Genomic DNA, 12,752 nt, shown 5'->3' with positions numbered 1-12,752 from the left:
TCTCTGCTGGTTAGATATTTCGACCATATCAGAGAAAAACAATCAATTCCATTGCCCAATGCGGCGACCTATCCTGAGCTCACTCGATAGGAGATCCGCCATGCTTCACCCTGCCATCAGCGCTTGCCCCGACTCGCCCGCCCGGTCCGCCCCCGCAGCCACCCCCGGCGTTCAGCGCCGCTGGGGGCAAGGGCTGTGGGCGCTGTTTTTCGGTACCGCCGCCCGGCCCAGCGAGCCCGAGCGGCTCGATGACCTGGATGCCCGCAGCTTGCGCGATATCGGCTGGTGGTGCGTCGGACGGCGGCGCGTCTCACACGAAAACCTGGCCAGCCACCGCATCGATTTTTTTCTCTGATCGGCGCCCCCGGATTGCGGGGGCGACGCTTGCCAGCGCCATCGCTTTGGGCACTAATGCACGAAGTCGTCAACTGCATAGCGCGAAGCAACAATGGCTTACAGACGCCGGTGTTGCCCCGTCCCTAAGCTGGGCGCCGGTCTGGATTGAATACCCCGGGCCGGCAGTAACAGGGAGTTTGCGAGAGCGATGATGCGGGCCATGGAGTCCGCGCAGGTATCTCGTTCTGTACGGAGCAGCCACCATGGCGCTTACAGCAATTGCATTGGCCGCCAGTCTGGCCAGCAGCGGGACTTGTTCCTGGGACCCCGCTTCCCAGCAGGCTTTCGATGGCGATGTGGCCAGCGTGGTTGATCGCTTCCAGGATCTCTCGCCCGAGCTCCGCGCCAAGCTGCGTCAACGCATGGACCGGCAGCGCTTCGACGAGCTGGTCTGGATCCGGCGCGACGGCGTGTTCGGCGCCCAGAGCTATGGCCAGGAGCTGCAGGGCTTGCAGATGTCCGGCAACTCGGTCTGCGCCCAGCCCGATCGCTCGCAGTGGAGCGCGGCGACGGCGGAGCCGGCGCTGAGCTTTTGCGAGGCACGCCACTGCCTGCTGGTCACGCTCAATGGCCGCCATGTGCTGCGCGTGGCACGGACCGGGCTCTCGACCGAAGCGACCCTGGCCGGTCTGGACCCGCAGCAGGTGCTCAACGAACAGCCGCCGGCCGCCGGCGTGCCGCAGCATGCGCCCGGCCGCCTGATCGTCGGCGCGCGGGCCGGGCTGGCCGAGGGCGAGCTCGGCAAGATCAGCGGCCTGCATGGCGGCAAGGCGCGGCGCCTGGGGCGCAGCGATCTCTATGTCGTCGAACTGCCCGGCAATGCGTCCGAGAAGGCCGTGCAGGCCCTGCTCAGCAAGCATCCGCAGCTGCGCTTTGCCGAGCTGGACCAGCGCGTCGCGCCGGCCTTCGCCGTCAACGATCCCTATGCCGGCAGCCAGTGGCATCTTGGCAAGATCGGGGTGCCCCAGGCCTGGGACAGCAGCCAGGGGGCGGGCATCACGATTGCGGTGCTGGACTCCGGCATCGACGCCGCCCACCCTGACCTGGCCGCGCGCCTGGTGGCCGGCTGGAATGTGATCGACGGCAATTCGAACACCGCCGATGTCCATGGCCACGGCACGGCCGTCGCCGGCGCGGCGGCGGCGACGCTGAACAATGGCACCGGCGTTGCGGCCGTGGCCGGCCTGGCCCGGCTGATGCCGGTGCGCATCGCCGACGCCAATGCCTATGCCTACTGGAGCACGGTGGCTCAGGGTCTGATCTGGGCCGCCGACAACGGGGCGCGGGTGGCCAATATCAGCTATGGCGGCGTGACCGGCAGTTCCTCGGTGCGCAGCGCCGCCCAGTACATGAAGAGCAAGGGCGGCCTGGTGGTGGTGTCGGCCGGCAATACCGGCATCGAGGAAACCACCGGGGCGAGCTCCACCATGATCACGGTCTCGGCCACCGATGCCAACGACCAGCGCAGCAGCTGGTCCAGCTACGGCAGCTACGTGACCCTGGCCGCGCCCGGCCAGGACATCTGGACCACCACCCGCGGCGGTGGCTATCAGGCCTGGTGGGGCACCTCGCTGTCCAGCCCGGTGGTGGCCGGCGTGGTCGGGCTGATGATGGCGGCCAAGCCCTCGCTGGCCAGCGACCAGATTGAAAGCCTGCTCTACTCGACCGCGCTGGATCTGGGCACGGCCGGCCGCGACAAGCTCTACGGCCATGGCAGGGTCAATGCGGCGGCGGCGGTCCAGGCCAGCCTGGCGGCGCAGGCCCCGGATACCCAGGCTCCCACCGTTGCGATGGCCAGCCCGCAGGGCGGCAGCACGGTCAGCGGCCTGGTGGCGGTGGATGTCAATGCCAGCGACAACATCGGCGTCGTGCGGGTCGAGCTGCGCGCCAACGGCAGCCTGGTGGCCAGCGACACCAGCGCGCCCTATGCCTTCAGCTGGGATTCCAGCAAGGTGGCCAACGGTTCGGCAAGCCTGAGCGCCCAGGCCTTCGATGCGGCCGGCAACAGCGCTGCCTCGGCGGCGCTGACCGTCATGGTGTCGAACGCGCCGGCCGTGGCGGTGGTCGACAGCACGCCACCGGTGCTGACCATCAGCAACCCTGCCAACGGCGCCAAGGTGTCAGGCACGGTCGGTATCACGGTGCAGGCCTCCGATGACTCCGGTGCGGCCGGCATCACGCAGACCTTGGCCATCAACGGCCAGGTGGTGGCCACGGTCAAGGGTGGCGCGCTCAGCTACAGCTGGAACACCCGCAAGCTCAGGGCCGGCGCCCACAGCATCAGCGCCACTGCCAAGGACGCAGCCGGCAATACCCGCAGCGTCAGCATCCAGGTCAGCCTCTGAGGGGCACAGGGCGGGCCGGCTGAAAGCCTGCCGGCTCAGGAGTCAAAAAAACCCGCCGAAAGGCGGGTTTTTTGCATTGGCGGGTAGGGATGCTCAGTCGGGCTTGCGACGACGGCTGGCGGCCGCACCCAGCAGTGCCAGACCGGCCAAGGCCAGGCTGCCCGGCTCCGGCACGGTGGAGCCGCCACCACCGCTGCCACCACCGCCGCCGTCATCACCCTCGCGACCCCAGATCGACACATGGGAGATGGCGCCACCGTTGGGCCAGAAGCCGTCGAGGAAGATGTCCTCAATGCCGTCCCAGGCGCTGAGATCGTAGAAATAGTAGGAGGGCTCGTGCTTGCCGTCCTTGATCGCCAGATAGCAGTCCGGGCAAGCGATGCTGGCGCCGCTGAGATATTCGATCAAGGCATCGGCCGGGTCTGCAGCCGAGTTGGAGAAAGTGGTTGTGTAGCTGCTCGCAAACGTGCCGGAGTCCGAACCCAAGCCGGATCCGCCGGAGACATCCGATTTGTAGAGCAGCGACAGGGCGCCATCGGCGGCGCTCAGGCCCAGCGCCGTGTAGACGCATTCCGGCTCGCAATTCTTGGGTGGATCCACCATGACGCCGATCATGCCGACCGAGCTGGGCGTCAAGGTCAGGGTGGCCTGGGCGGGCATGCTGGCCGCTGCCAGCGCAAGACCCAGCGTGGCCAGCGCAAAGCGCGGACCTCTGAGGGCTTTGGAAAGGACCTGGGACTTCATGGCTGTTCTCCTTGGCTGGCTTTGTGCTGACTGGTGACCCAAGGTAAGCAAACTTGATGCCATTTCTCTAAGTCATTGTTTTGTAATCACTTTGTAACTTGCTCGGGCGACGCGTGTCGGAATTTGTAAAGTCAATCGACAAATATGGGAGCGGGCGACGGGCCTGCCGGACGTCAGCACGCGGATCGCTCGTCCATCATGGCCATTGGTTTTCTGGCCAACTGGGGCAAACCCCTGTCTGTACTTTGTATCCAAAGTCCAATACGCGAGCGAAGCGCCGGCCGACTCGCGTCAGAATGGCGGCTGTTGTAAGCAGAGCCAGCGGTGCGGTCGATGAATCTTGTGAGCGGTGGGGATGCCCCGGAAGCGTTTGAATGGCAGAGCCGCGTGCGCTTGGTCGACGAGGTTGCGCGGGTGCTGCGCCAGCGCATCTATACCGGCTTCTACCCGCCCGGCGAGCTGCTGCGCCAGGTGCAGCTGTCGGAAGACCTGAAGGTCAGCCGCACGCCGCTGCGCGAGGCGCTGCGCATGCTGCAGAGCGAGGGCCTGGTGGAGGCCGACGGGGTGCGCGGCGTCAGCGTCGCGCGGGCCGACCGGCGCCGGCTGCTGGATGCCTACACGATGCGCGAGATGCTGGATGGCCTGGCCGCGCGCCAGGCCGCCGAGCGCGGTGCCGAGCGCGCGCACGCGCTGCTCGATCCGATGATCGCGGCCCAGCGCCGCACTTTGGAGCCCTGGTCGCCGGCCGACTACACCCGCTTCAATGTGGACTTCCACTCGGCCATCATCGCGCTGGCCGACAACGAATTTCTCAATGCCCAGCTGGCCCTGGTGCGCAAGACCTCCCAGGTGTTTGCGCCGGCCGTGCTGATCAGCCATGAGCGCGCCGGCCCGGCCATCGAGGAGCATGAGCGCATCGTCGCGGCGATTGCCTCAGGCGATGGCGACGCCGCCGAGCGCCTGGGTCGCGCCCATATCCACGAGACGATTCTGTGCCTGAAGCGCGAGCTGCAGGGCGAGCTGCAGACCGGGCCGCGCCGCGCCGTACCGCCGGCCGTGGTCGGGCGAGCGCCGGCCGGCCGGGCATGAGTCTTTTCCTGCTCAAGCGCTTCGCGACCTTGATCGCCACGCTGCTGGCGGCCTCCTTGCTGGTGTTCGGTGTGCTGGAGGTGTTGCCCGGCAATGCGGCCCAGCTCTTGATGGGGCCGGACGCCGCGCCCGAGGCGGTGGCCGCGCTGGCCGAGAAGCTCGGCCTGAACGACAGCGCCTGGACTCGCTATGGAGCCTGGATGGTGGGGTTGCTGCTGCGCGGCGATATGGGCCTGTCTTACGCCTACAGCACGCCGGTGGCCGAGCTGATGGCCGAGCGCCTGGCGCTGACGGTGCCGCTGGCGCTGATCGCGATGGCGCTGACCACGGTGATCGCGCTGTCGGCCGGCGTCTATGCGGCCTCGCGCCACAACAAGCCCGGCGATGTCGGCACCATGGCCCTGAGCCAGCTGGGCATCGCGGTGCCGAATTTCTGGTTCGCGATCCTGCTGATCCTGCTGTTCGCGGTGCATTTGCAATGGCTGCCGGCCGGTGGCTTTCCGGGCTGGCGCGCGGAGGAGGGCGGTGGGGTCTGGCCGGCGCTGCAGGCCCTGCTGCTGCCGGCCGTCTCCCTGGCTGTGGTGCAGGCGGCCATCCTGGCCCGCATCACGCGTTCGGCGATGCTGGAGGTCTTGCGCGAGGATTTCGTCCGCAGCGCCCGCGCCAAGGGCCTGAGCCGGCGCGGCGCGCTGTGGGGCCATGCCTTGCGCAACGCGATGATTCCGGTGCTGACCGTGATGGGCCTGCAGTTCGCCAATCTGCTGGCCGGCACCATCGTGGTCGAGAACGTGTTCTATCTGCCGGGCCTGGGCCGGCTGATCTTCCAGGCCATCGCCAACCGCGACCTGATTGTCGTGCGCAATGCGGTGCTGCTGCTGGCGGCCATGGTGATCGTCGTCAACTTCGTCGTCGATGTGCTCTATGCCTGGATAGACCCGCGCATCAAGGCGGCGGATCTATGAGGCGCGCGCTGAAACACCCCAGCTTTGTTCTTGGCGCCGCGCTGACCGCGCTGCTGCTGCTGGCGGCCCTGCTGTCCCTGATCTGGACCCCCTGGCCGCCCTACGAGATCGACATCCCGGCCAAGCTGCAGGCGCCCAGCGCGGCCCACTGGCTGGGTACCGACGCGCTGGGCCGCGACATCGCCAGCCTGCTGCTGCTGGGCGCGCGCAACTCCATCCTGGTCGGCGTGATCGCGGTGGGCATCGGCTTGGGGCTGGGCACCCTGCTGGGCCTGTGGGCGGCGGCGCGGCGCGGCTGGGTCGAGGAGGCGGTGATGCGCTTCTCGGACTTCAGCTTCGCCTTCCCGGCCATCCTGCTGGCCATCATGATGACGGCGGTGTTCGGTCCCGGCATCGTCAACGCCATCACCGCGATCGGCATCCACAACATCCCGACCTTTGCCCGCATCAGCCGCGCCAGCGCCAAGGCGCAATGGGCGCGCGACTATGTGCTGGCCGCGCGGGCCTGCGGCAAGGGCGCCTGGCGCATCAGCGTCGAGCATGTGCTGCCGAACATCGCCTCGGTGCTGATCGTGCAGGCGACCATCCAGTTCGCGCTGGCGATACTGGCCGAGGCCGCGCTGTCCTATCTGGGCCTTGGCACCCAGCCGCCCGAGCCCAGCTGGGGTCGCATGCTGGCCGAGGCGCAGACGCTGATGTTCCAGGCGCCGCTGCTGGCGGTCTTTCCGGGCCTGGCCATCATGGCGGCCGTGCTGGGACTCAACCTCTTGGGCGACGGGCTGCGCGATCTGCTCGACCCCAAGCTGGCGAGGGCGCGCTGATGCTGGAAGTCAAGGACCTGCGCGTGCAGCTGCAGACCCGGCGCGGCCCGGCCGAGGCGGTGCGCGGTCTGAGCTTCGAGCTGGGGCGCGGAGAGACCCTGGGCCTGATCGGCGAATCGGGCTGCGGCAAGTCGCTGACCGCGCTGGCCTTGATGGGCTTGCTGCCCGAGAGTGCCCAGGTCAGCGGCGCGATCCGCTTCCAGGGTCAGGACTTGCTGGCGCTGAGTGACCGGGAGCGCAGCGTGCTGCGCGGCAACCGCATGGCCATGGTGTTCCAGGAGCCGATGACGGCGCTGAACCCGCTGCACCGTGTCGGCGCCCAGGTGGCCGAGCCGCTGCGCCTGCACCGGGGCTGGGGCGCGGCGCCGGCGCTGGACGAGGCGGTGCGCCTGCTGGACCGCGTCGGCCTGCCCGATGCGAGGCGGCGTGCCGGGGCCTATCCGCACGAGCTGTCCGGCGGCCAGCGCCAGCGGGTGAGCATCGCGATGGCGCTGGCCTGCGAGCCCGACCTGCTGATCGCCGACGAACCGACCACCGCGCTGGACGTGACGATACAGGGCCAGATCCTGGACCTGCTGGCCGAGCTGGTCGAGGAGCGCGGCATGGGCCTGATCCTGATCTCGCACGACCTCGGCGTGATCGCCGAAAACGTCCGGCAGATGCTGGTGATGTATGGCGGCAGCGTGGTCGAGCGCGGGCCCACTGCGGCGGTGTTCGCGCGCATCGGCCATCCCTATACGCAAGGCCTGTTCGCCGCCCGGCCGCGGCTGGGCACGGCGCGCGGCGCGCGGCTGCAGACGATTGCCGGCAGCGTGCCCGAGCTGGCGGACCTGCCCGCTGGCTGCCCCTTCAGCGCGCGTTGCCGGCTGGCGACGGCCGAGTGCGCAGGCACGCGTCCGCCTGCGCTGGCCATGCCGCAGCCGGGGCATGAGGTCAGCTGCCTGCATCTGGAGGAGGCGCTGCGTGATCGATGATGCGTCGCTGCTGCTGAAGGTCGAGAACCTGCATCGCCACTACCGGCTGCCCCGCGAGCGCTTGTTCGCGCCGGCGCCGAGCTTGCAGGCGCTGCGCGGCGTCAGCTTCGAGCTGCGGGCCGGCCAGTCGCTGGGCGTGGTCGGCGAGTCGGGCTCGGGCAAGAGCACCCTGGCGCGGGCGGTGATGGCGCTGGAGACGCCCGACCAGGGTCGGGTCCTGCTGAAGGGGCAGGACCTGCATGCGCTGCCGCCGGCCGCGCTGAGGGCGGCGCGGCGCGATTTCCAGATGGTGTTCCAGGACCCCTATGGCTCGCTGGACCCGCGCCGCAAGGTCGGCCGCATCGTCGCCGAACCCCTGGTGTCGCTGACCGCCACGGGGCCGGCCGAGCAGCGCGAGCGGGTGCTCGACAGCCTCGTGGCCGTGGGCCTGCGCGAGGCCGATCTGGACAAGTATCCGCACGAATTCTCCGGCGGCCAGCGCCAGCGCATCGCGATCGCGCGCGCGCTGGTGACGCGGCCGCAGCTGATCATCGCCGACGAGCCGGTCAGCGCGCTCGATGTCTCGGTGCAGGCCCAGGTGCTGAACCTGCTGCAGGACTTGCGCGAGCGCTATGGGCTCTCCTACTTGCTGATCAGCCATGACCTGGCCGTGGTCGACCATGTCTGCGACCAGCTCATCGTGCTCTACCAGGGCCGGGTGGTGGAGCAGGGCCGCCCCGAGGCGCTGTTCCGCCTGGCCGCCCATCCCTACACGCAGGCCTTGCTGGACGCGGTGCCGCGTGCGCGGCCGACGGGCCAGCGGCGGCGCGGCAGGCCTGCCGTAGTGCCGATACAGTCGCAGCCGATGGCAAGACCTGGCACCGGCTGCGACTTCGCGCCGCGCTGCCCGCATGCGAGCCCGCGCTGCATGGCCGAGCCGCCGCCGCTGCGCGAACTGGGGGCGGGGCAGCGCGCGGCATGCCATCATGCCGAGCGGATTTTGCAAACCCGGATTGCAGCGGAGGATTCCAGATGTTGATGAAGCAATTGATACTGGCCACGAGTCTGGCCGCGCTGGGGCTGCTGAGTGCGGGCGTCCAGGCTCAGGCCAGGAAGGACAGCCTGGTGCTGGCAATGACGCTGGAACCGCCGGGCCTGGACCCGACCGCCGGCGCGGCCTCGGCGATTGCCGAGATCGTCCAGTACAACATCTTCGAGACCCTGAGCAAGATCGGTCCGGACGGCAAGGTCAGCCCGCTGCTGGCCGAGAGCTGGGAGGTCTCGCCGGACCTGAAGACCTACACCTTCAAGCTCAGGCGCGGCATCAAGTTCCAGAATGGGGAGCCCTTCGATGCGGCGGCGGTGAAGTTCAGCTTCGAGCGCGCGGCCGCCGAGAAAAGCGTCAACAAGGACAAGCGCCTGTTCGCCGCGATGGACTTCATCGCGACGCCCGATCCGCACACCGTGGTAATCGGCCTGAAGACCATAGAGCCCGATTTCCTGTTCCTGATCGGCCAGGCCACGGCCATCATCGTCGAGCCCAAGAGTGCCGAGAGCAATGCCGTGCGGCCGGTCGGCACCGGTCCCTACAAGCTGGAGAACTGGGCCAAGGGCTCGGCCGTCACCCTGACCCGCTGGGACGGCTACCGCGCCGCGCCGCAGCTGAAGATACGCCGCGTCAGTTTCCGCTTCATCAGCGACCCGGCCGCCCAGGTGGCGGCCCTGCTGTCGGGCGATGTCGATGCCTTCCCGCGTGTGGCCGCAGCGCGCAGCCTGGGCCAGTTCAGCAGCGACAAGCGCTTCCAGGTCATCAAGGCCGGCTCGCGGGCCAAGACCATACTGGCGATCAACAACAAGAAAAAGCCGCTCGACGATGTGCGCGTGCGCCGCGCGATCGCCGCCGCGCTGGACCGCAAGTCCATCATCGAGGCGGCCGCCGATGGCTTCGGCGTGCCCATCGGCAGCCATTGCGTGCCCGGCGCGCTGGGCTATCTGGACACGACAGCCCTCAACCCCTTCGACCCCAACAAGGCCCGTGCGCTGCTGAAGGAGGCGGGCGTGGCGACGCCGCTGGAGCTGAGCCTGAAGCTGCCGCCCACGCCTTATGCGCGCCAGGGTGGCGAGGTCGTTGCGGCCCAGCTGGCCAAGGTGGGCATCGTCGCGAAGATCGAGAACGTCGAGTGGGCGCAGTGGTTGTCGGGTGTCTACACCAACAAGCAGTACGACCTGAGCCTGATCAGCCATGTCGAGCCCTTTGATCTGAACAACTACGCCAAGCCCGGCTACTACTGGGGCTACGAGAACCCGGCGTTCGCCAAGCTGCTGGAGCGCATCAACAACACGCCGCGCGAGGCCGAGCGCGCCAAGCTGCTGGGCGAGGCGCAGCGCCTGCTGGCGCAGGACGCGGTCAACGCCTATCTGTACCAGCCGGTCTGGCTGACGGTGGCCAAGCGTCAGCTCAAGGGCTTGTGGACGGACATGCCGGTCTTCGTCAACGACATCTCTGCCTTGAGCTGGGAATGAGCGCGCCGCTGTTCTCGCTCAGCGCCGTCGAGCTGCTGGACGGCTACCGCCGCCGCGCCTTCTCGCCGGTCGAGGTCACACACGCGGTGCTGGACCATATCGGGTGCTGGGAGCCGCAGCTCTGCGCGCTCTATGCGCCGGACCCGGAGGCCGCGCTGGCCCAGGCCCGCGCGTCCGAGGCGCGCTGGTTGAAGGGCGAGGCGCTGGCGCTGGACGGCCTGCCGCTGACCTTGAAGGAAAACATCGCGACGCGCGGCACGCCGATGCCGCTGGGCACGGCCGCCACGGTGCTGAGCCCGGCCACCGACGACGCGCCGCCGGCGGCCCGCATGCGCGAGGCCGGCGCCGTGTTGCTGGCCAAGACCACGATGCCGGACTACGGCATGCTCAGCTCAGGGCTGTCGAGCTTTCATCCGCTGACCCGCAATCCCTGGAACCTGGACCGCAACCCGGGCGGCTCCAGCGCCGGTGCGGCAGCGGCGGCGGCGGCCGGCTATGGACCGCTGCATCTGGGCACCGATATCGGCGGCTCGCTGCGCCTGCCGGCCTCCTGGTGCGGCATCTTCACGCTGAAGCCCAGCCTGGGCCGCATCCCGATCAAGCCACCGTTCGCCGGCCGCGTCGCCGGTCCGATGACGCGCACGGTGACCGACTCCGCGCTGATGATGGCCGCGCTGTCCCGCCCCGATTGGCGCGACACGATGAGCCTGCCCGCCCAGGACATCGCCTGGATGAAGCTGGACCGCGATGTCAAAGGCCTGCGCATCGGCCTGATGCTGGACGCCGGCTGGGGCCTGGATGTCGAGCCCGAGACCCGCGCCGCCGTCGAGGCCGCCGCACGGCTCTTCGAGGCCGCCGGCGCCCGGGTACAGCCGCTGCCTGCATTCAGCACGCGCGCGATGATCGACGGGCTCGACAAGTTCTGGCGCATGCGCTCCTGGCTGGACATCTCGGCCCTGCCGCCGGAGCGCCAGGTGCTGGTCCTGCCCTATATCCGCGAGTGGGTGTCTACCGGCGGGGGCTTGAGCGCGGCCGAGCTGTTCCACGGCTACAGCCAGATGGCGGCCTTCCGCGAGGCGGCGGTCGCGGCCTGCCAGCCCTATGACTATGTGCTGTCGCCGGTCAGCCCGGTGCCGGCCTTCCCGGCCGAATGGGCCAGCCCGATCAACGACCCGCAGCGCCCCTTCGAGCACATCGCCTTCACGCTGCCCTACAACATGAGCGAGCAGCCGGCTGCGTCCATCAACTGCGGTTACACCAAGTCCGGCCTGCCTATCGGCCTGCAGATCATCGGCCAGCGCTTCGACGATCTGGGCGTGCTGCAAGTGGCGCGGGCCTTTGAGCAGATGCGGCCCGCGCAGCGCGACTGGCCGCAGCCGCCCGAGGCGCTGGCTGACGATGAGGCCGACGATGTGCCGCTGATCCGCCGTTCCAAGCCGATGGCGAATCGGGGACGGGCGGGGTATTGATGAGGCGCGGCACCGCCGCATGATCGGGTTCAACAACGATGGATCTGCAACTCAAAGGCCTGAGGGCTGTGGTCACCGGCGGCTCCTCGGGCATAGGCGCGGCCATCGTGCGCACCTTGGCCGCCGAGGGCTGCGAGGTGATGTTTTGCGCGCGTGATCCGGGCCGCATCGAGGCCGCGCTGCGAGCGCTGGAGTGCCTGCCCGGTCGGGTCAGCGCCCGCGCGCTCGATATCACCGACACGCCAGCGCTGCGCGACTGGCTGGGCTCGCTGGGCGGCTTCGACATCTTTGTGCCCAATGTCAGCGCGCTCAGCGGCGACTGGGAGCAGGCGATACGCAGCGATATCCGCGCCACGGTGGAGGCCACCGAGGCCGCCGTGCCCTGGTTGCAGCGCTCACCGCATGCGGCCATCACCTATATCGGCTCCAAGGCCGGCTCGCTGGCGGCGCCCAACTCGGCGGCCTATGGTGCGGCCAAGGCGGCGCTGGCGCACTACATGAAGTCGCTGTCGGCTCGCCTGCTGCCCAGCGTGCGCGTCAACACCGTGTCGCCTGGCGATACCCTGGCGGTCGATGGCTTCTGGGACCGGGTGCGTCGCGAGGAGCCGGATCAGTTCGCGAAGGTTGTGCAGCGCAACCCGCTGCAGCGCCTGGCCACGCCCGAGGAGATCGCCCGCGTCGTGGCCTTCGTCTCAAGCCCGGCGGCCAGCTTTGTCGCGGGGGCGAACTGGTATGTCGATGGCGGGTCAACGGCGCATGTGCAGATATGAGTCTTGACGACGCAGAGGACCCGGCAAACACGGCTGCGGCAAGGCCTGTAGCTGTGCTGCTCTATCCGGGCTGTATCTTCTTCGAGATCGCGTTGGCGGCCGAACTGCTGGCGAGTCTTGGTAGCGCGTTGCGTTACTACACACCAGATGGTGCGCCGCATCTGGCCTCGATGGGCGCTTGCATCCTGCCGCAGGGCAGTTATGCCGATCTGGCGCGAGATCCGGGTGAGCTGGCGGCGGTGCTGGTGCCGGGCGGCGATCCGGGCTCCATCATCCCGCAGCAGCTCGCGACGCCCTGCCTGCGCACCGCTGCCGAGCGGGGCGCTGTGCTGGCCGGTATCTGCGCCGGTAATCTGGTGCTGGCCAGCGCCGGCCTGCTGCGGGGCCGGCGTGGCACGCACAACTACACCAGCGAGCATGCCGGCGCCGAGGCCGTGGCTTTCACCGAAGCTTTCTGGGAAGGCTTGCGCTTCGAACATGCCGATGTGATGGTCGACCGGTCCGATGATGGCGGCCCCACCGTCATCACGGCTCAACCCTGGGCCTATGTCCGTTATGCGACGGCTACTGCCGAGGCCCTCGGGCTGATGAGTACCTCTGCTGCAATAAGCTGGCGCCTCGGTCACTGGCGCGGTGCAGCGGGCGAGCGCTGAGCGCGCTACCGAATTCAGAATGGAGTC

Annotated in this window: 12 protein-coding genes; 11 read left to right on the top strand and 1 reads right to left on the bottom strand. The window is 68.8% G+C overall.

Annotated elements, in window-relative coordinates:
• Positions 1-100: 100 nt before the first annotated feature.
• Together ABGI63_RS01920 and ABGI63_RS01915 are read left to right on the top strand one after the other, a co-directional pair.
• Positions 101-355 carry a hypothetical protein gene (locus ABGI63_RS01920; RefSeq protein WP_349740774.1) on the top strand — a complete coding sequence of 85 codons (255 nt, stop codon included), beginning with the start codon at positions 101-103 and terminating at the stop codon, positions 353-355.
• Between the two features lie 244 nt (positions 356-599).
• Positions 600-2,741, top strand: coding sequence for an MHFG family PEP-CTERM protein (locus ABGI63_RS01915; protein WP_349740773.1), 2,142 nt, complete (start codon positions 600-602; stop codon positions 2,739-2,741).
• Positions 2,742-2,834: 93 nt separating this feature from the next.
• On the opposite strand, the gene ABGI63_RS01910 is transcribed toward ABGI63_RS01915, so the two are convergent.
• Complete coding sequence (locus ABGI63_RS01910; protein WP_349740772.1) at positions 2,835-3,485, bottom strand: PEP-CTERM sorting domain-containing protein; 651 nt, start codon at positions 3,483-3,485, stop codon at positions 2,835-2,837.
• Positions 3,486-3,818: 333 nt separating this feature from the next.
• Between ABGI63_RS01910 and ABGI63_RS01905 the strand changes: the two genes are divergently transcribed.
• The 9 genes from ABGI63_RS01905 to ABGI63_RS01865 are packed head-to-tail and all read left to right on the top strand — an operon-like array spanning position 3,819 to position 12,725.
• A complete protein-coding gene (locus tag ABGI63_RS01905) occupies positions 3,819-4,574 on the top strand; it encodes a GntR family transcriptional regulator (protein WP_349740771.1) in 756 nt (251 codons plus the stop codon).
• Positions 4,571-5,536: an ABC transporter permease gene (locus ABGI63_RS01900; protein WP_349740770.1), complete on the top strand. Its 966-nt coding sequence runs from the start codon at positions 4,571-4,573 to the stop codon at positions 5,534-5,536. The genes ABGI63_RS01905 and ABGI63_RS01900 overlap by 4 nt, the downstream gene beginning before the upstream one ends.
• The gene (locus tag ABGI63_RS01895; protein ID WP_349740769.1) at positions 5,533-6,357 is read left to right on the top strand and encodes an ABC transporter permease; all 825 of its coding nucleotides are present in this window, start codon (positions 5,533-5,535) and stop codon (positions 6,355-6,357) included. The genes ABGI63_RS01900 and ABGI63_RS01895 overlap by 4 nt, the downstream gene beginning before the upstream one ends.
• Positions 6,357-7,331 carry an ABC transporter ATP-binding protein gene (locus ABGI63_RS01890; protein ID WP_349740768.1) on the top strand — a complete coding sequence of 325 codons (975 nt, stop codon included), beginning with the start codon at positions 6,357-6,359 and terminating at the stop codon, positions 7,329-7,331. The genes ABGI63_RS01895 and ABGI63_RS01890 overlap by 1 nt, the downstream gene beginning before the upstream one ends.
• On the top strand, positions 7,285-8,349 hold the full coding sequence (locus tag ABGI63_RS01885) for an ABC transporter ATP-binding protein (RefSeq protein WP_349740767.1): 1,065 nt from the start codon (positions 7,285-7,287) through the stop codon (positions 8,347-8,349). Before ABGI63_RS01890 ends, ABGI63_RS01885 begins: the two co-directional genes overlap by 47 nt.
• A complete protein-coding gene (locus ABGI63_RS01880) occupies positions 8,343-9,833 on the top strand; it encodes an ABC transporter substrate-binding protein (RefSeq protein WP_349740766.1) in 1,491 nt (496 codons plus the stop codon). The genes ABGI63_RS01885 and ABGI63_RS01880 overlap by 7 nt, the downstream gene beginning before the upstream one ends.
• Complete coding sequence (locus tag ABGI63_RS01875; RefSeq protein WP_349740765.1) at positions 9,830-11,302, top strand: amidase; 1,473 nt, start codon at positions 9,830-9,832, stop codon at positions 11,300-11,302. Before ABGI63_RS01880 ends, ABGI63_RS01875 begins: the two co-directional genes overlap by 4 nt.
• A gap of 38 nt (positions 11,303-11,340) precedes the next feature.
• The gene (locus tag ABGI63_RS01870; protein ID WP_349740764.1) at positions 11,341-12,072 is read left to right on the top strand and encodes an SDR family NAD(P)-dependent oxidoreductase; all 732 of its coding nucleotides are present in this window, start codon (positions 11,341-11,343) and stop codon (positions 12,070-12,072) included.
• Complete coding sequence (locus ABGI63_RS01865) at positions 12,069-12,725, top strand: DJ-1/PfpI family protein (protein ID WP_349740763.1); 657 nt, start codon at positions 12,069-12,071, stop codon at positions 12,723-12,725. The genes ABGI63_RS01870 and ABGI63_RS01865 overlap by 4 nt, the downstream gene beginning before the upstream one ends.
• Positions 12,726-12,752: the final 27 nt, after the last annotated feature.

It is taken from the genome of Roseateles cavernae, from assembly GCF_040187885.1.
GTDB classification, from domain to species: domain Bacteria; phylum Pseudomonadota; class Gammaproteobacteria; order Burkholderiales; family Burkholderiaceae_C; genus Roseateles_E; species Roseateles_E cavernae.
This window is presented reverse-complemented; position numbering and strand designations above follow the sequence as displayed.